This is a genomic window from Thiosulfativibrio zosterae (assembly GCF_011398155.1).
GTDB lineage: Bacteria > Pseudomonadota > Gammaproteobacteria > Thiomicrospirales > Thiomicrospiraceae > Thiosulfativibrio > Thiosulfativibrio zosterae.
In genome coordinates this window covers 1,187,008-1,206,071 of the sequence record NZ_AP021888.1, presented here as the reverse complement: position 1 = coordinate 1,206,071, position 19,064 = coordinate 1,187,008, and the positions used below count along the sequence as shown (strand labels likewise).

19 protein-coding genes and 2 tRNA genes are annotated in these 19,064 nt (G+C 41.9%); 2 read left to right on the top strand and 19 right to left on the bottom strand.

All coding sequences use genetic code 11. From position 1 onward, the window contains the following. Positions 1-244: 244 nt before the first annotated feature. The 3 genes from THMIRH_RS05460 to THMIRH_RS05450 form a co-directional block, all read right to left on the bottom strand. Entirely contained in the window at positions 245-1,006 is a 762-nt protein-coding gene (locus THMIRH_RS05460) for an elongation factor-1 alpha (protein WP_173291144.1), read from the bottom strand. Between the two features lie 203 nt (positions 1,007-1,209). Beyond that, entirely contained in the window at positions 1,210-1,713 is a 504-nt protein-coding gene (locus THMIRH_RS05455; RefSeq protein ID WP_173291143.1) for a YcgN family cysteine cluster protein, read from the bottom strand. A gap of 2 nt (positions 1,714-1,715) precedes the next feature. Further along, positions 1,716-2,402: a TIGR01621 family pseudouridine synthase gene (locus THMIRH_RS05450; protein WP_173291142.1), complete on the bottom strand. Its 687-nt coding sequence runs from the start codon at positions 2,400-2,402 to the stop codon at positions 1,716-1,718. A 145-nt stretch (positions 2,403-2,547) separates the two neighbouring features. Here THMIRH_RS05450 and THMIRH_RS05445 point away from each other — a divergent pair, with 145 nt between their 5' ends. Further along, positions 2,548-3,003, top strand: a complete 456-nt coding sequence (locus tag THMIRH_RS05445) for a hypothetical protein (RefSeq protein ID WP_173291141.1) — start codon at positions 2,548-2,550, stop codon at positions 3,001-3,003. 68 nt (positions 3,004-3,071) lie between these two features. On the opposite strand, the gene THMIRH_RS05440 is transcribed toward THMIRH_RS05445, so the two are convergent. From THMIRH_RS05440 to THMIRH_RS05390, 11 genes are all read right to left on the bottom strand, one after another. After that, complete coding sequence (locus THMIRH_RS05440) at positions 3,072-3,572, bottom strand: DsrE family protein (RefSeq protein ID WP_173291140.1); 501 nt, start codon at positions 3,570-3,572, stop codon at positions 3,072-3,074. A 60-nt stretch (positions 3,573-3,632) separates the two neighbouring features. Further along, positions 3,633-4,403, bottom strand: coding sequence for an SDR family NAD(P)-dependent oxidoreductase (locus tag THMIRH_RS05435; RefSeq protein ID WP_173291139.1), 771 nt, complete (start codon positions 4,401-4,403; stop codon positions 3,633-3,635). Positions 4,404-4,446: 43 nt separating this feature from the next. Next, positions 4,447-5,355 carry a bile acid:sodium symporter family protein gene (locus tag THMIRH_RS05430; RefSeq protein ID WP_173291138.1) on the bottom strand — a complete coding sequence of 303 codons (909 nt, stop codon included), beginning with the start codon at positions 5,353-5,355 and terminating at the stop codon, positions 4,447-4,449. Positions 5,356-5,451: 96 nt separating this feature from the next. After that, positions 5,452-5,544: transfer RNA gene (locus THMIRH_RS05425), tRNA-Ser, on the bottom strand. A 117-nt stretch (positions 5,545-5,661) separates the two neighbouring features. Then, positions 5,662-5,859: a carbon storage regulator CsrA gene (csrA, locus tag THMIRH_RS05420; protein ID WP_173291137.1), complete on the bottom strand. Its 198-nt coding sequence runs from the start codon at positions 5,857-5,859 to the stop codon at positions 5,662-5,664. A 143-nt stretch (positions 5,860-6,002) separates the two neighbouring features. Continuing rightward, the gene (locus THMIRH_RS05415; RefSeq protein ID WP_173291136.1) at positions 6,003-7,229 is read right to left on the bottom strand and encodes an aspartate kinase; all 1,227 of its coding nucleotides are present in this window, start codon (positions 7,227-7,229) and stop codon (positions 6,003-6,005) included. A gap of 13 nt (positions 7,230-7,242) precedes the next feature. Continuing rightward, on the bottom strand, positions 7,243-9,834 hold the full coding sequence (gene alaS / locus THMIRH_RS05410) for an alanine--tRNA ligase (protein ID WP_173291135.1): 2,592 nt from the start codon (positions 9,832-9,834) through the stop codon (positions 7,243-7,245). A gap of 54 nt (positions 9,835-9,888) precedes the next feature. After that, entirely contained in the window at positions 9,889-10,353 is a 465-nt protein-coding gene (locus tag THMIRH_RS05405; protein WP_173291134.1) for a regulatory protein RecX, read from the bottom strand. After that, positions 10,350-11,387 carry a recombinase RecA gene (gene recA, locus THMIRH_RS05400; protein WP_173291133.1) on the bottom strand — a complete coding sequence of 346 codons (1,038 nt, stop codon included), beginning with the start codon at positions 11,385-11,387 and terminating at the stop codon, positions 10,350-10,352. The genes THMIRH_RS05405 and recA overlap by 4 nt, the downstream gene beginning before the upstream one ends. Positions 11,388-11,558: 171 nt before the next feature. Beyond that, the gene (locus tag THMIRH_RS05395; RefSeq protein ID WP_173291132.1) at positions 11,559-12,050 is read right to left on the bottom strand and encodes a CinA family protein; all 492 of its coding nucleotides are present in this window, start codon (positions 12,048-12,050) and stop codon (positions 11,559-11,561) included. A gap of 142 nt (positions 12,051-12,192) precedes the next feature. Continuing rightward, positions 12,193-12,283, bottom strand: a tRNA-Ser gene (locus THMIRH_RS05390). A 124-nt stretch (positions 12,284-12,407) separates the two neighbouring features. On the opposite strand from THMIRH_RS05390, the gene THMIRH_RS05385 reads away from it, so the two are divergent. Further along, positions 12,408-12,737, top strand: coding sequence for an MGMT family protein (locus THMIRH_RS05385; RefSeq protein ID WP_173291131.1), 330 nt, complete (start codon positions 12,408-12,410; stop codon positions 12,735-12,737). 3 nt (positions 12,738-12,740) lie between these two features. Here THMIRH_RS05385 and serS read toward each other — a convergent pair whose 3' ends face one another. From serS to THMIRH_RS05360, 5 genes are read right to left on the bottom strand one after another with little or no spacing between them, the layout of a single operon-like run. Then, positions 12,741-14,033 (bottom strand): serine--tRNA ligase, encoded by a 1,293-nt coding sequence (gene serS, locus THMIRH_RS05380; protein ID WP_173291130.1) that lies wholly within the window; start codon positions 14,031-14,033, stop codon positions 12,741-12,743. 41 nt (positions 14,034-14,074) lie between these two features. Beyond that, complete coding sequence (gene crcB / locus THMIRH_RS05375; RefSeq protein WP_173291129.1) at positions 14,075-14,473, bottom strand: fluoride efflux transporter CrcB; 399 nt, start codon at positions 14,471-14,473, stop codon at positions 14,075-14,077. Between the two features lie 5 nt (positions 14,474-14,478). Continuing rightward, entirely contained in the window at positions 14,479-15,819 is a 1,341-nt protein-coding gene (locus tag THMIRH_RS05370) for a replication-associated recombination protein A (protein WP_173291128.1), read from the bottom strand. A gap of 4 nt (positions 15,820-15,823) precedes the next feature. Continuing rightward, positions 15,824-16,444 (bottom strand): outer membrane lipoprotein periplasmic chaperone LolA, encoded by a 621-nt coding sequence (gene lolA / locus THMIRH_RS05365; protein ID WP_243831508.1) that lies wholly within the window; start codon positions 16,442-16,444, stop codon positions 15,824-15,826. A gap of 21 nt (positions 16,445-16,465) precedes the next feature. Continuing rightward, a complete protein-coding gene (locus THMIRH_RS05360) occupies positions 16,466-19,024 on the bottom strand; it encodes a DNA translocase FtsK (protein WP_173291126.1) in 2,559 nt (852 codons plus the stop codon). Positions 19,025-19,064: the final 40 nt, after the last annotated feature.

The window sequence follows — 19,064 nt, the reverse complement described above, 5'->3', positions numbered from 1 at the left end:
ACAAAACAGCTCTAGAAGTAATATTAACCCGGCTAGTATAGAGAAAGGTGATGCACTATAAAAATCACTTATTTTTATAAGGTAAAATAAATTTTATATATGAATAAACCTAGTTAATCAGTGGGTTTTTAAGGTTTTCGCTTACAAAAACATCAAGTTAAAAAACCTAGTTTATTCCTAGGTTTTTATGTTTCACTCATCAAAAAAAAGGCTTCTGAAGAAGCCTTTATCAATAATTATTAATTTAATTGTGTTCTAACCATGCATTGGTATCTGAATGTTGACCACGCAAAGGCATAATCCACATTTGATAAAGCGAAGTAAACAACATAATCGCCGCTGCAAGGCTGTAACCGATACCACCGATAATCACAAACCAAGCAAAGTTAGGATTCATTTTGGTTAACCACCAAGATGCGATATCTAGGATTAAGAAAGCAAACGGAACAAAAATAATGACCGCTTTATGCCATTGTTTAAAACCAACAGATAAAGAGAAAATCAAACCCACAAAGAAGAAGATAAACGAAATACCAAATAAGTGAATATGAGAAACACGGGTTAATGCAGTTACATCGGCTCCATGATCAACCTCAGCAATTTTTGCAATTTCTTCAAACTTAGTAATATTTGGTAAAGTTGGGATATTGGCGTGACACATTGCACATTTGGCATCCACAATCGGCTTAATGGTTGTTTTCCATTCTGCTTCCGAAGCACCATCACGCGCCCATTTAATCATAGTGATGTTTTCTTCTGGGGAAGCTTTGTCTTTCATTGAACCTAATAATTTAGATTCTAACTTTGAGCCATTACGGTTTCCGTAGTAGCTGTAAACGATGTCATCGATAGAAACACCTAATTTCCCATCCGCCATACCATGCGTTAGCATGATCTGAGCACCCGCCATCATCAGGCCTAAACCTACCACAAAAATATAACCTGTAAACAACGCCTTCACTGGCAATGACAAACTGGGTAAATTAATCCAAGATGTTTCTTTCATACCTGCTCTCCTGCAAGAAATAGTTTAATTAGCAGGACGCAGTCTATAGGATTAGAGCGCAAATGAGAAAACAAAGTTTTTTATGATAAGAGATAAAATTATTTACTTACCTTATATAAGGATTTTATAAAATGAATTTATAAAGCGTCTATTAAATAGTCTTCATAATCCATTACCTTATATAAGGATTTTATAAAATGAATTTATAAAGCGTCTATTAAATAGTCTTCATAATCCAATTGACCATTATCCACGACCACTTTAATCGCGGTTAATCCCACTTTGGCTTGTTGCACACTCTTAGGGTCGCCAGTGATTAGAGGATGCCAGCTGGGTAAGGCGGCGCCTGCTGCCAATAAGCGATAAGCACAAGTCGTTGGTAACCAGTGAAATTCACTGGCCAATTCTGCGGTTAACTGCACGCAAGTGGGTACATTCGTATTACGGTTGTCATAATCTTTACAGCGACCGGTTGTGACATCTGAATAGGAACAAACCACACAGGTGTAAGCGATTTCGTCGGTGTCTTCATCTTGTAATTTATTTAAGCAACACAAACCGCAGCCATCGCAGAGCGATTCCCATTCTTCAAAATTCATTTCAGCGAGTGTTTTGGTTTCCCAAAATGGCGCATCCCCATTAGACACTTTTGGGGCGGCCACTTCCTGAGAGGATTTATAGCTTTTGGGTAAGGTTGGTTTTAGCATGGTTATTCCTTAATAAAATATTGCCAAGGTTGCGCCCATTGTTGAATAAGCATTTGAACCTCTGGTTTTTGAAATTCTGCGCCTTGACTAGGCGGTAAAACAAATTGATAAGTTTGACCTTTAAAATCAAACTTTACAGCGTAAGCGTGCAAATAACCTCTATCAGCTAAACTGGCTTTAGCAGTTTCTTGATAGCGCAAGTCCCCCAATATAGGAACACCTAAACTTTTCATGGCCACGCGAATTTGATGTGTTTTTCCCGTATGCAATTTTAATAAATACAATCGCTCACCTGGCACAGTGAGTTGCGACACAAATTGGGTTATCGCGGGGTTCTCTAAGGTGTTAGATAATTTCCAGCTGCCTCGTCGAGCGGGCAGCATATCCCCTTTTACCCAGCCTTGCTTTTTTTTGGGTTTGCCATGCGCTAATGCCAGATAAAATTTTTGTAATTTTCTTTCAGCAAATAACTCTCCTAATTGCTGAGCGGCAGTTTTGTGTTTGGCAAATAAAATCAAACCAGAGGTCATTTTATCCAAACGATGCACAGGAAAAATCGTGTCATTTGGGAACATTTTCTGCACAAAAACAACCAGGCCTGGTTGATTTTCACTGTGAAAATTCAGATTTTCGGGTTTATTGACCACCACAAAATCTGCATTTTCAAAAAAAATCTGTAAAGATTCCATTTTTTTGACACCAACTAAACTTTAATAATCAACAACTTAACTAGAGTTAAAAGTTGGCACACTATTTGTAATAACTCAATAAACATCCTAAATATTCGGATGAAACCGTCATTTTTTTGACAACTTAATTTCGCAGGAGACCACTATGGCAACTTCAATGAATACATCAGAAAAAGTCACTACTTGCTTGGACTTTATTGATCAGCGTCTTGAAACGACTTCAGAGCAAACCATTCAGATTGCAGAAATGATTATTGACGACATTCGCACCCTAACCCAAGGTTATACCGAAGCCATCAAAACCAATCAGCTCAGTGAACACGCGCGTCAAGTCAGAGATACTCAAATGAAATGGGTTAATCAGTTACACGATATTATCTTAGAGCAAACCAATCGTGATTTGAATGGCCAAGTGATTCAAGCATTACAAAAATTTGCCAATGACCTAAATCGCAAACAACTCGATTATATTGACTTTGATTTACCCAGTATTGTCGCTAGAGCTCAGCCCAATCATTTAGAATATTTAACCCAAGATGAAATCGAACACCTCATGGCAGATGCAACCTATGAAAATCTTCAATCGAGCAGTCACCATTAAAACTGCAACATCAACCTCATAAGAGCGCAGTATTTCACACTGCGCCTTATGCGATCGTTAATGGTTGCTTATTGAATTTTGAGGTATGAATAGCCTTCGCTTTGTAAAATGGCAATTTTAGCAACGCCAGACGGTGCAAACTGCACACCCTCATACACTTTAGACTGTGGCAAACCCACTTCATCTCGTGTTTTATCACATAAAAAAGCCTTAACATTACGCACTTTAATCAAAGATTGTAAGCGCCCTTTTAATTCAGCGCGTCTTTCTTTTAGCGCCTCATCTGCCTCATAAGGCGTCCCTTTTAAATCATCGTCCGTCGTAAAACGCAATCCATAACCCACAAACACCAATTGAACATCTGCTTCCATCAACTCTGATTCATAAAAATTTAAAATATTATTAATCGAGGTCAAGGTTGCTGAATAACGCGTTGGGTCATTGAAATCTACATGATAAACAACCTTAGCGCCAGCGTCTGCTGCCGTTGCTTGAGCAGAAAATCCTAAACTAAACAGTAAAAACAATAAACCTATCATTCTTAAAAAAGTGCTTTTCATTTTCAACATTGGCCAACTCCTGCGTTGCATTAAAATTGTCTAAAATCATAACACACTTTAAATTATAAATTATTCGCTCACATCTCTATGAATGTTATAAGGCCCCCAGGCTTGACGAACAGGCACTATCTCTAATCGATTAATGTTCATATGGGCAGGCAGATTAGCGATGTAAACAATTTGTTCCGCCACATCGTCAGCTGAGAGTGGCACGGTATTGGCATAAACGGCATCTGCGGCATCCGCATTGCCATGGGTTCTCACTAAACTAAATTCTGTTAATGCCATTCCAGGAGATAAATCCGTGACACGCACCCCTGTGCCTTGCAAATCGCAGCGCAAATTGTATGAAAATTGCGTCACAAAAGCCTTAGTTGCCCCATAAACATGGCTACCAGGATAAGGCGTTTGCGAAGCTGAAGACGCAATGTTTATAATTGAAGCCCCTGAACCAAACTGAATCAAACAGGGCAATAATGCATGGGTGACATTCACTAAACCTGTGACATTGGTGTCTATCATGGTATGCCAATCTGTCAAACTAACCTGTGGCGCAGGTTCTGGCGCCAAAGCTAAACCGGCATTATTAACCAATACCTGAATTGCTTGAAACTCCAAAGGTAAATCTGCCACGGCTTGTTGAACAGCTTGCGCATCGCGCACATCTAACACCACCGCATGAACTGCAACGCTGCCTCTAAGCTCGTCGGCCAATGTCATTAAGCGATCTTCTCGTCGCCCACAAATTACCAACGAACATCCTTGTTTGGCCATTTGACGAGCGCAAGCCTGCCCAAAACCAGAAGTAGCACCCGTTATGAAAACAGTTCCTTTAATCATGCGTTTTTACCCACTTTGAAAGATTGAAAAGACATTCTATTCACTAATCAACTGACTGACTGCGTTTTTGACAATAACTGGCAAAGATTGCTCCAGAAACATTATGCCAAATACTAAAAAGAGCACCAGGCAACGCACTCATAGGCGTGAAATACTTCAACGCTAAGGCAACACTTAACCCTGAGTTTTGCATCCCAACTTCTATAGCTAAAGTGCGCGCCAAAATCGAATCGTAACCCATGGCTCTGGTTACCCAATAACCTGCAGACATGCCTATTAGATTGTGAAGCATGACCGCAAAAACCAACACTAAACTCGACGCATAAAGATTACTATGATTCAAGGCAACGATAATCGCAATAATCCAAACAATACTTAGCATTGAAATGCCGGGCAAGAAACGCTGGATAATATTAATTTTTTCACCCAGCACATAATTAATCGCCATGCCCAAAATCAAGGGCAATAAAATTAACTCTAACAAGGTCACAAACAAAGACTGGGTAGGCACAGCAATCACTTGTCCTAACAATAGCCAAGTGAGTAAAGGCAGAGCGCCAATCGCCAGAATGGTTGATGTCAGCGTCATACTCACTGAAAGTGCTACATTTCCCTTAGCCAAATAAGCCATCACATTCGATGCTGTTCCACCCGCAGTGCTGCCCACCAAAACCAGTCCAATTAACAACTCTAATGGCAACTGAAAAACTTTGGCCAATCCCCAAGCTGCCAGTGGCATTACTAAAAACTGCACTCCCACGCCCAGCATAATCAGTTTTTTTAAACGCCAAATACTGATGAAGTCTGTTACCTTTAAAGTCATACCCATGCCAAGCATAATCAAAATTAACAGCGGAAAAATCAGACTTTTTTGACCTACCAACAGCTCAGGAAAAAGAAACGCCAAGCAGGATGCTGCGATTGCCAAAACAGGAAATAACCATAAGCTCATCGTAAAAAAACCTCTCGTGTAAGCGACTGAACACTTAAGTGAGTTATTCAATGGCAAAAAAAAAGCCAGACATTTCTGTCTAGCTTTTTTGAATAATGGTGGAGATGGAGGGATTCGAACCCTCGATAGAGCTACAAACCCTATGCACCCTTAGCAGGGGTGTGCCTTCAGCCTCTCGGCCACATCTCCAGTAGGCGCGTATGATACAAACAATCATGACAATTGTAAATAACTTTTGGCCTTAGATTTCCTGCTAAATTTAAAAATTCAAAAAAATTTAAGCAAGTTTTCTAAAAACGCACTTTTTTAGGCGGTAACCGACTGTAAATTGGGCATAGCCTCTGTCGATTTTGGCGTATTAACAATCTCTTCACGCTGAATCGACACAGATGCAGGTGCTTCTATGCCCAATCTCACCTGCCCGCCTTTTTGGGAAACAACCGTAATGACCACATTGTCACCAATGATTAAAGATTCACCGACTTTTCTTGTTAAAACTAACATAATGCTATCCTCAAAATCAAGACTTTACATAGTCTAACTTATAGAGGCATAGAATTTATTTATACTTGATGATAATTTTTTTAGCCCATAAAAAACCCAGCGGAAAGCTGGGCGTTTTTCATCCACTTCAAACGGGATTAATATTATTTATCCAGTTCAAATGCGGCATGCAAGGCTTTAACCGCTGTATCTAAATGAACTTCATCAATGACCACAGAAATTTTGATTTCTGTCGTACCAATCATCTGAATATTGATATTGTTATCTGCTAGGGTTTTAAACATACGGCTAGCAATCCCTGAATGTGATTTCATTCCAATCCCAACCATAGAGACTTTAACAATACTCTTATCTGAAATCACTTCGCGAGCTCCTAATGTGGCTGCAGTGGCTTTCATGATGTCTAAAGCCATGTCAAAATCACCGCGAGGAATCGTGAAAGTGAAATCTGTCGTTCCATCAACACCCTGGTTTTGGATAATCATATCAATTTCGATGTTAGCATCCGAAATTGGGCCTAAAATTTGATAAGCTACACCTGGTTTATCAGGTACACCTAACATCATCACTTTAGCCTCATCACGACTAAAAGCAATCCCTGAAATTAAGGGTTTTTCCATAACTAATTCCTTCATAGCTTCTTCAGAAACAATCAGTGTTCCACCGCCATCTTGAAGCGATGATAAAACACGAAGTGGTACATTGTATTTACTGGCAAATTCAACCGAACGAATTTGCAACACCTTAGCACCTAAGCTAGCCATCTCTAACATTTCGTCATAGGTAATGTAATCAAGACGCTTAGCTTCTGGCACTACGCGTGGATCGGTGGTATAAACACCATCCACATCGGTATAAATTTGGCATTCATCGGCTTTTAAAGCAGCAGCCAAAGCCACAGCGGTGGTATCAGAACCACCACGGCCAAGTGTTGTAATGTCACCTTCCATAGTCACACCCTGGAAACCAGCAACCACAACAACCTTACCTTTGTTTAACTGACTGTGCAATTTTTCAGCATCGATATCTTCAATACGGGCTTTAAAATGCACCGCATTCGTCATGATAGGCACTTGCCATCCCGTGTAAGAAACTGCGTCATAGCCTTTTTGTTGTAACGCCATACTCAACAATGCAATGGTAACCTGCTCACCCGTGGTGAGCAGTACATCTAACTCACGACGCGATGGTCTGGCCTGCACTTCGTGTGCCATTGCCATCAAGCGATTGGTTTCACCACTCATGGCAGAAACTGCGACCACGACTTGATGTCCTTCATCCACATATTTTGCAACTTTGTTTGCAACATTTTGGATTCTTTCAATATTACCGACAGAGGTTCCGCCGTATTTTTGAACAATTAATGCCATTTATTTAGGTCTCCTATTTGCTCTCTGCCCAGGCTTGGACAGAAGCAAGAGCTTCTTGCAATTTACTAGGGTCTTTCCCACCCGCTTGCGCCATATCGGGTCTTCCGCCACCTTTACCGCCCACTTGCATGGCCACATGGTTGACCAATTCGCCGGCTTTAAAGGTTTGGGTAATTTCTTTGGATACACCAGCAACCAAGGTTACTTTATCGCCCTCTACAGACGCTAACACAATGGCAGCAGGAGCTAATTTATCTTTTAATTTATCGAGTGTTTCGCGCAGGGTGTTGGCATCCGCACCTTGAATCTCTGCGGCTAAAATACTGACATCGCCAATTTTAATGGCTTGATTCACCAAGTCATCTCCTTGCGATGCTGCCATTTTAGATTGCAGTGCTTTAAGCTGCTTTTCAAGCTCTTTATAGTCAGCAACTAACTGAGTCACTTTGGTTTCAACCAATGCTTTGTCAGACTTAACCGCAGCCGCAACACTTAACAAGGTTTCATCATTTTCGTAAATGGCTTGCCAAGCGCCTTCACCCGTCACAGCCTCAATACGGCGTACACCAGAGGCAATACCCGTTTCAGAAAGAATACGGAAGGGTCCAATATCGCCAGCTGAATTAACATGGGTTCCACCACATAATTCTACAGAGAAGTCACCCATATCCACCACTCGCACGACATCACCGTATTTTTCACCGAATAACGCCATGGCGCCTTTGGCTTTAGCTGACTCTATATCCATTTCGTTCATGCCGACATCGTTGTTGAGCATGATGTTATGGTTAACGAGTTTCTCAATTTCCAGCAATTGCTCGGCAGAAATCGGTTCAAAATGTGAAAAGTCAAAACGCAATCTTTCTGGCTGAACCAACGAGCCTTTTTGTTGCACATGGGTACCCAAAACACTTCTTAACGCTGCGTGTAATAAATGCGTCGCTGAGTGATTTCGCTCAGAAGCACGACGGGCTTTAACATCAATTTGTGCATGAATAATTTGCCCAACCTTGATGTTGCCCGCAGTGACTTGTCCAATGTGCAAATGGTTAGCACCTTGTTTTTGGCAGTTAGACACATGAAAGCTGTTCATACCTTCGGTCAAACTGCCCGTATCACCGACTTGACCACCTGACTCAGCATAAAACGGCGTACGGCCCAGCAATACGATGGCATCTTGACCTTCGCTGGCTGAGTCAACAGACTGTTCATTGACAAAAATAGCCATGATTTTTGCGTCGGCATTATCTTGCGTGTAACCAATAAATTGGGTTGTGCCGTTGTAATTAACTTTACCTTTGCTGGCCGCACCAAAATTACTCGCTGAACGCGCGCGTTCTCTTTGGGCTTCCATGGCCTTTTCGAAGCCCTTTTCGTCAACAATGAGATTTTTTTCACGAGCCACATCGGCCGTTAAGTCTAATGGGAAACCATAGGTGTCATATAATTTGAAAGCAATTTCGCCGGCAATGACATTTGTTTTCATTGTGGCAATATATTCTTCTAAGAGTTTCATCCCGTTTTCAAGGGTTTCAGCAAAACGCTCTTCCTCTAACTTTAAAACGCGTTCCACATTGGCTTGCTCTTTTGCCAATTCAGGATAAGCTTCGCCCATTTGCTCGACCAAAACACCGACCAACTGGTGAAAGAAAAGACCACTTTGCCCCAACTTGTAACCATGGCGAATCGCGCGACGAATAATACGGCGTAATACATAACCGCGCCCTTCGTTAGACGGCATAACGCCATCAGTGATGGTAAAGGCACAAGAGCGAATATGGTCGGCGATAACGCGCAAAGAACTGTTGCTTAAATCTTTTTCACCCGTTAATTCTGACGCTTTCTTAACGATTGCTTGGAATAAATCAATGTCATAGTTGTTGTGTTGATGCTGCATCACAGCTGCTAAACGCTCTAACCCCATTCCTGTATCTACAGAAGGCTTAGGTAAAGGTGTTAGAGTACCGTCAGCCGAGCGGTCGAATTGCATGAATACCAGGTTCCAGATTTCGATATAGCGATCACCATCTTCTTCTGGAGAACCTGGCGGGCCACCGGCAACTTCTGCGCCATGGTCGTAAAAAATTTCAGTACAAGGACCGCAAGGCCCAGTGTCACCCATTGACCAAAAATTGTCTTTAGCACCACATCTTGAAAAACGCTCTGCCGAAATCCCCATGGTTTTTAACCAAAGGTCCTCAGCTTCTTGGTCTTCTTCAAAAACCGTGACCCATAATTTTTCCGCTGGCAATTTCAGTTCAACCGTTAAAAATTCCCAAGCAAAGCGTATGGCGTCTTCTTTAAAGTAGTCACCAAAGCTGAAGTTACCCAACATCTCAAAAAAAGTGTGGTGACGCGCGGTATAGCCAACATTCTCAAGGTCGTTGTGTTTTCCACCGGCACGAATACAACGCTGTACCGTGGTCGCACGCGTATAGTCACGGGTTTCTTGCCCTAGGAAAGTCTCTTTAAACTGCACCATCCCTGCATTGGTAAACAACAAAGTTGGGTCATTGCTTGGCACAACGGGGCTAGAGTGAACAGCCGTGTGGCCTTTTTTAACAAAAAAGTCTAAGAACGCTTTTCTGATTTCTGCACTGGTCATAGAGAACTTCCCTAAAGTTAAAATGAATTCTGTTTGCTTAAGTTAATCAACGACTTAACGAAAGGCTTTATAAATTTGCGACTGAGTAAACCCACGGCTTTGCAAAAATCGCATACGCTTTGCTTGCTCATTGCGTGCTTTGGGTTTTTCCAAGTCACCATATTTTTTTTCTAATGCCGCTTGCGCCAGCTCAACCCAATCTTCATCACCCAAATCCAATGCCGCTTCTAAACTTTCTGAGTGGCTGGTTTTGCCTTGTAATGCTTGGCGAATTTTATAAGGGCCATGCCCCTTATCTAAGGCTTGGCGCACATAGGCTTCAATAAACCGCTCATCATTTTGCCAACCTTGTTTTTGGCAATTTTCGAGCACAATTTTAACCAGGCCTGGTTGATTTTCGAGCTCTGGAAACTTCTGATTGAGCTTGGCAACCAATTCCAAATCGCCATGTTCACGCATAGCTAAAAGCGCCAAAGCTCTTGATTCAACCTGTTTGGTTAAATCATTTAAATCAATCATTCTAAATCTATTTCATCCACTTCAATGGCGACTTTAGCTTTTGCTTTAGGCAATAAGGCTTCTTTAATTTTGGCCTGTAATGTTTTGCTGATTTCTGGATTATCTTTCAAAAATTGACGAACATTATCTTTACCTTGACCAATTTTTTCACCGTTGTAGCTATACCAAGAACCGGCTTTGTCGATCAATTTTTCTTGAACACCTAGGTCAATAATTTCTCCTTCACGAGAAATCCCTTCACCATACAAAATATCAAACTCAACCTGTTTAAACGGTGGCGCTACCTTGTTTTTAACAACCTTAACGCGTGTTTCGTTTCCTAAAATTTCTTCGCCTTTTTTCACTGCGCCAATACGACGAATATCTAAACGCACGGATGCGTAAAACTTCAACGCATTACCACCGGTAGTGGTTTCTGGGTTACCAAACATAACGCCAATTTTCATACGAATTTGGTTAATAAAAATAACCAAGGTATTGGTACGCTTAATATTTGCAGTCAGTTTACGCAAAGCCTGTGACATCAAACGCGCTTGCAGCCCCATGTGAGAGTCACCCATATCGCCTTCGATTTCTGCTTTTGGCGTTAAAGCCGCCACCGAGTCAATAACAACAATATCAACCGCACCTGAGCGCACCAATGAATCGGTAATCTCTAACGCCTGCTCACCCGTATCTGGTTGCGAAACCAAAAGGTTATCAATATCCACGCCTAATTTTTCAGCATAAATAGGGTCAAGCGCATGTTCAGCATCAATAAAAGCGGCCGTGCCGCCGAGCTTTTGCATTTCGGCAATCACATGCAAGGTTAAGGTGGTTTTACCAGAAGACTCTGGGCCGTAAATTTCTATAATTCGCCCTTTTGGCAAACCGCCTATTCCCAACGCTATGTCCAAACCTAAAGAGCCAGTTGAAACAGCATCAATATCACGAGCGGCGGCACTGTCACCCATACGCATGATAGACCCTTTACCAAACTGCTTTTCAATTTGACCTAGGGCCGCTGCGAGTGCTTTTTGTTTATTCTCATCCATTGATCTGTTTCCTTAAAATTTCTTCATTAACTGCATGAACTTTTAGTTTGATGACATTAAAAAGCCCCTGTGTCTCAGACATTTAGCCGAGCCACAAAGGCTTAAAAATCAGAACAGGAAATTATCCCATAATTTAATTAATTTTGCATAGAGAGTTTGATGGTTTTTGAGTTAAACACAGCCACCTAATATATCCAAAACACCGTGCAAAGAGGTCTCTGTTGTTTGACGACGAATGGCTTCACGATCACCTTCAAAATGATACAGCTTAGAAACAATTTCCTCATGCCCTTGCATGGCCCATGAAATCCAAACTGTTCCAACCGGCTTATCAGGCGTTCCACCACCAGGCCCAGCGATACCGCTACAAGCCACACAGACTTTGGCATGAGAATTTTGCAATCCGCCAATCGCCATTTCTTCAACGCACTCTTGACTGATAGCGCCTTTCTTTTGAATGGTGGTTTCTTTAACCCCGAGCATTTCGCGCTTAGACTCATAACTATAGGTAATGTAAGCTCTGTCAAACCAAGCCGTACTGCCTGCAATGGAAGTTAAAGCTTCAGCAATCATCCCCCCAGTACAAGACTCTGCAGTCACAATCATTACATTATGATTCTTTAAGGCCTCGCCTACTTTGGCGACCAAAGCTTCCATTGTCATAGCGCTATCTCCTACTGGATGTAAATTATTTAATCATTTTACATCACTCAAGAATTCAAATGCAGTCAATTCTTGTGAAAAATAAGCCTAAAATTTAGACAAAAAAAAAGCCCACAAACAATTGTGAGCTTTTTTCAAAATATGGTGGTGGACTAGGGATTCGAACCCCAGGTAGGCTACAAACCTACAACGGTTTTCAAGACCGCCGCCTTAAGCCACTCAGCCAGTCCACCAATGTTTTGATGTGGCGTATTATAGTTAGACCAACAGATATTGCAAGTGCTATATGACACTTTTTTGTTAAATATTTAAAAATTTTTTACAATAGCAAAAACACTTTATTAAAAAGGCTTTTGTATGAAGCACTTATCAAAATTAAACTTTGATCAACGCTGTTATGAAATTTTAAAACAAGTACCTGCCGGTAAGGTGACAACCTATAAAGCCATTGCTGAAGCCTTAAATTCTAAAGCCTATCAAGCCGTGGGAAATGCCATGAACCGTAATCCTAATTTGATAGACACCCCTTGCCACCGAGTGGTCAATAGCCGAGGCGAACTGGGAAACTATGTTTTGGGTTGCGAAAAAAAACGCCAACGGCTAGAAGCTGAAGGCGTTTTAATTGAAAACGGTCGACTGGTGAATTTTGACGAGATTTGTTTAACCTCGCTCAAACCACTCTCTTAAAAATTACAAAACTTGCAAACCACCTAAATAGGGTTGTAAAACTGCTGGCACACGAATTGAACCATCTTCGTTTTGATAGTTTTCAAGCACCGCTACTAGGGTGCGACCCACTGCCAAACCAGAACCGTTTAAAGTATGCACTAATTGTGGTTTGTCTGTTTGATTGGCACGACATCTGGCCATTAAACGGCGCGCTTGAAAGTCTTCAAAGTTTGAACAAGATGAAATTTCTCGATAAGTATCTTGCCCTGGTAACCAAACTTCTAAATCATAGGTTTTGGCCGATGAAAAACCTATGTCGCCGGTGCACAAAGACATCACACGATAAGGCAATTCTAACTTTTGCAAAATGGCTTCAGCATGTCCGGTTAATTCTTCTAACACTTGATAGGACTTTTCAGGATGCACTATCTGCACCATCTCGACTTTTTCAAACTGGTGCTGACGAATTAATCCACGCGTATCCTTGCCGTAAGAACCCGCTTCTGAACGGAAACAAGGCGTATGCCCGACCATTTTAATGGGCAAGTTGGCCTCATCAATAATTTCATCGCGCAGTAAATTGGTAATTGGCACTTCGGCCGTTGGAATCAAATATAAGTCACGATCACTGGTGTCGTGCTCATCATTTTTAGCAATCTTATAAAGGTCTTTTTCAAATTTAGGCAACTGACCTGTGCCACGCATACTGTCTTGATTGACTAAATAAGGCACGTAGACTTCTTCGTAGCCATGTTCTTGAGTGTGCACATCCAACATAAACTGGGTTAAGGCGCGTTGCAATTTTGCCATCGGCCCTCTTAAAACCGCAAAACGAGCAGAGGTCACTTTAACGGCGGCATCATTGTCATACCACCCTCTCATTTCTGAAAGCGCAACATGATCCTTAACTTCAAAATCAAATGTCGCTGGCACGCCCCAACGACGCACTTCGACATTGGCTTCCTCATCTGAACCTATGGGCGTTGAAACATGTGGCAAATTAGGAATACCGGCAAAAATTTCATCTAACTTAGCCAATGCTTCTTCAGAACCAACTTTTGCCGCTTCTAATTGTGCACCTAAGTCTTCTACTTCAGCCAATAAAGGCGCTATGTCTTCACCCGATGCTTTCGCCTTGCCGATGGCTTTTGAACGGCTATTTCTTAAGGCCTGCAATTCTTGCGTTTTGCTTTGCAATTCTTTGCGCTGCGCTTCTAATTTATTGATGGTATCAACATCCAAATCAAAACCACGCGTTTTCAATTTTTGCGCGACGGTGTCTAATTCAGTTCTGAGGAGTTTTGCATCTAACATGATTGTGTCTCTTTAATTTTATTCTGCGGTTGCTGCGTATTCTACGAGGTTATAAATTGTTTGCCAGTCCAAATCCCTATCCAAACGGCAAAAATACAGGTAATTACACTAATCGCTATATTTAACAAGGCTTTATTAATCTCGCCTGTTTGCAAATACAGATAGGTTTCAAAGGAAAAAGTCGAAAAAGTGGTAAAAGCGCCCAAAAAACCGACAATCATAAAGCTGCGCATTTCTATGCTGGCTTGAAATTTGTCAATCATCAAGATCATCAACAAGCCAATTGCAAAAGAACCCAATACATTCACCGCCAGCGTTCCCCAGGCAAAATCTCGACCCAACCACAGGTAAATTTGATTGGAAACCCAAAAGCGCCCCATTGCCCCCATTGCCCCGCCAGCGCCCACCGCAACTAATTGCATCCAGTGAAATGTGAACATTTTATTTACCTCTCGGTTCTTTGGCGTTTATTTGGACTTGACGCATCTAACTGTTTTAGATGGCGCAATTTTTCAACAATTTTAATTTCTAACCCACGCAACACTGGCTGATAGTAATCTCTTGGCAACATTTCTTCAGGGAAATAATTTTCGCCAGCCGCATACGCATCCGGCTCATCGTGAGCGTAGCGATAACCTTCGCCATAATCTAATTGCTGCATCAGTTTAGTCGGCGCATTGCGTAAATGTAAAGGCACCTCATAACTGCCGTGCTCTTGAATATCTTTGAGCGCTGCCTTATAGCCCATATAAACTGCATTAGATTTGGGTGCAACTGCTAAATAGGTGGCCGCATGTGCCAACGCCAAATCGCCTTCTGGAGAACCCAATCTTTCATATGCTTCTGCGGCATTAACAGCCAGTTGTAACGCTTTGGGGTCGGCATTGCCAATTTCTTCGCTGGCCATACGAATCAGTCGGCGCGCTAAATAACGGGCATCTACCCCGCCATCAAGCATACGCACCAACCAATAAAGCGCTGCATCTGGATTTGAACCACGAACTGACTTATGTAGAGCAGAGATTTGATCATAAAAGGCTTCACCACCCTTATCAAAACGACGCTGCCCACCTTGAACCACCTCAGAGCAATTTTGGGCGGTAATTTTAACCAGGCCTGGTTGATTTTGGTCGCTTTCTGCGAAATCGACTGCTTGTTCTAGCAGGTTTAATAAGCGTCTGGCATCGCCATCGCTAAACTGCACCAGCTTTTGCTTAGCGTCTTCTGCAATTTGCAAATCCGCTTCAATGTCTTGTGCCAAAAGCGCTATGCCTCGATTGAGCACTTGTAATAAGTCTTCTTCATCTAGCGAGCGCAATACATAGACTCTGGCGCGGGATAATAAAGCGTTGTTGAGTTCAAACGAAGGGTTTTCAGTGGTTGCCCCTATGAAGACAAAAGTACCATCTTCTACATAAGGCAAAAACGCATCTTGCTGCGACTTATTAAAACGATGAACTTCATCCACAAACAGCAAGGTGCCTTGTTGAAATTGCGCACGATGTAATTGTGCTTGTTCGACCGCTTTACGAACTTCTTTGACGCCATCTAACACTGCCGACAAACTGATAAATTGCAATTGAGATTGCTTGGCAATAAGTCTGGCTAAGGTTGTTTTACCAGTGCCTGGCGGCCCCCAAAAAACCATGGAGTGCAAACGACCTGACGCGAACATTTTGGATAACGCGCGATTAGCACCCAGCAAATGCGTTTGCCCCACAAAGTCCGCCAGTGTTTGAGGACGTAAGCGATCAGATAAGGGTTGGTAAAGGTGCACTTCGCTCATAAAATTATTGTGGCTGACCAATCACATCAACCCCCTTAGGGGCACGGAATTCAAATTGCTCATCTGAAAGTGCTGAGTTGATTTTTATGTTTTTGAACTTAACTTTGGTCACATTGTCAGAGTTTTGGTACATATGCACTTCAACCATTACGCCATTGCGCATGCCAACATCTAAACTTTGAAAGAAAGTATTTTCTTTGGGTGCCAAATTAAACCACTCCACACCTTTTATGATTCCACCATAAATAATGCGATATTTAGTTTCAATCGGCTCTTGAAATAATAGCCAACTGAGTGGTAAGTCATTTTGAATTTCAGAAACCGCTCTAACTGTTACCTGATCTAAATCTGTGTCATAGACCCATAAATTTATGCCATCAATCACAATTTTTTGAGGGTCAGGTTTGGTGTACTGCCAAACGAGTTTGCCAGGACGTTTTAATAAAATTGAGCCTTCAGATAGATTTAATTTCATTAACTCTTCTTCAGGTTGAGTCTGCTCAAAATCCGCTGAAAATGTTTTAAGCTGATTCACAAAATTTTGCAACGGGGCTATTTTGGCATCCGAGGCCACAACCGCAAAAGACAAACTCCAAAACATTAAAATCTTAATAAAATACAACAAATGACAACCTCAATAACAACATTATTCGGACTTAGGCACCAGCACTTCACGATTACCATTAGAGCGCATCGAAGAAACAATACCCGCACGCTCCATCGCCTCAACAATTCGAGCCGCGCGATTATACCCAATGCTAAAGCGGCGTTGCACAGAAGACACTGAAACACGGCGACCATCAATCACAAACTCGACCACTTCATCATACAATTTGTCTTGCTCAGCATCTTCACCCTCTTCACCAGCTCCCTCTTCACTAGAACTAGGGGCTTGAGTAATGCTGGGTAAATATTGTGGTTCACCTTGTGATTTCACAAACTCTGCCACACGATGCACTTCGTCATCCGTCATATAAGCACCATGCACCCGCTTTGGCGAACCACTGCCTGGCGGCATAAACAACATATCCCCCATACCCAACAGCTGCTCTGCACCGCCTTGATCTAAAATGGTACGAGAGTCGATTTTGGTGTTCACCATAAAGGAAATACGCGTTGGAATATTGGCTTTAATTAACCCTGTGATAACATTCACAGAAGGTCGCTGAGTTGCCAAAATGAGATGTATGCCTGCGGCACGCGCCTTTTGCGCAATACGGGCTATGAGCTGTTCAACCTCTTTACCCACTACCATTATCATATCGGCAAATTCATCAACCACGACCACGATATAAGGCAAGGCATCTAAAGTTGGAGGCTTCTGCCCAGGTTCTAAACCAAAACTGGCAACCTGCTGGTACAAGGGATCAATAATGGGCTTTCCATCTTCAATAGCGCCTTTCACTTTGGCGTTATAACCTGCAATATTTCTAACCCCCAGCTTGGCCATCAACTGATAACGACGATCCATTTCAAACACACACCAACGCAAAGCATTGGCAGCGTCACTCATGTCAGTCACCACAGGTGTTAATAAGTGCGGAATATCCTCGTAAATTGACAGCTCTAACATTTTAGGGTCAATCATAATCATGCGAACCTCTTCAGGGGTAGACTTATACAGCAGACTTAAAATCATACTGTTAATCCCCACCGATTTACCTGCCCCTGTGGTTCCCGCAACCAACAAGTGAGGCATTTTACCGATATCTGCAACAACACTTTTGCCGGCAATATCTTTACCTAAAGCAATGGTTAAGGGCGAAGGTGACTTTTGAAACTCTTCCGAAGAAATCACTTCTCTAAAACTAACCACCTCACGCTCTTCATTGGGAATTTCAATGCCGACTACCGACTTGCCGGGAATAATATCCACCACTCGCACCGACTTAACCGATAAAACACGCGCTAAATCTTTTGCCAAATTATTAATTTGACTGACTTTCACGCCAGGAGCTGGCAATACCTCAAACCGCGTAACCACAGGCCCAGGTTGCACAGATTCTACTTTTACCTTAACACCAAACTCTTCAAGACGCTGCTCTACTAAGAAGCTGAGATTTTTTAAGGTTTCTTCAGAAAAACCATCCTCATATTCTGGAATAGGGTCTAGTAATTCCACACTGGGCAACTCGCCTGACTCAATAAACGGTAGCGCATTATTGGCAGATATTTTTTGACCAATTTTTACTTCATAGTCACCAATATCTTCATCAACTTCATCTAAATCATTATCTCGCTTAGATACTTGACCGCCCAATTTAGGCTTAACACTCTGTTCTTCTGGCGTTAACTCAGGAGACACAATTTTAGGTTCTACTTTTGCAGTTTTATCCTTGACCGTTTTCTTTTCTGCCAATAAAGCCATGACTTTATTTTTTTGATTTTTCAAAACGCCTAACATTGGCTTTTGAGGCTCAGCCTTGTCATGTTCTTGAGAATCACTGGCGGTTTTAGAATGGGGTGCCTTAATTTCAACGGTTTTTTGATTAGAGGTTTGTTCCGTTTTCTTTTGTTCTATCTGAGACTGGAAACTTTCTGTCTGAACCTTTAAAAATTGAAACAGTCTGAAACTGATAGCGCCCGTTACTTCGACAATCGTTAGCCAAGAGTAGCTGGTAAATAAACTAAATGAAGTGGCTAACATAACCAGCAAAACTAAAGTTGCACCTAACAAGTCAATAGAAGCCACTAAACCTTGACTCAACTCATAGCCCATCACCCCGCCACCGGAATAAGGCAATTGAATCAAGCTATTGTTTGGGTCTAGATACAAAGCGCTCAACCCTGCACCCGACAGAATTAAGAAAAATAGGCCAACCAAGCTGAAAATAAAACGCGACACATCTAAGGCACTGCCTGCCCGCAGTTTTAAAGTTACCCAAGCGGCCATAAAGACCCCAAAAGGAATCAAAAAACCAAAAATTCCAAATAGGTAAAGAATGAATGATGACAGCCAAGCCCCAGTTTTGCCACCATAGTTGTTAACGGCTTGTTGAGCACTGGCAGAATCAAAACCTGGATCGGTTGGGTGGTAACTGAACAATACCAAAAACAAAAAAAATGCGAGGCCAATACTGCTTAAAACCAAACCGTCTTTTAGCACCCACCCCAAGTCAGGAAAACCTATTCTAAAAAAACCATTTTCGGTTTTTTCTTCTTTGACGGCAGGTGTCGTTTGTTTTTTGGCTTGCTTAAAAGTCATTGGGTTAACGGGATTCTTTATTAATTTTTAATATACTGAA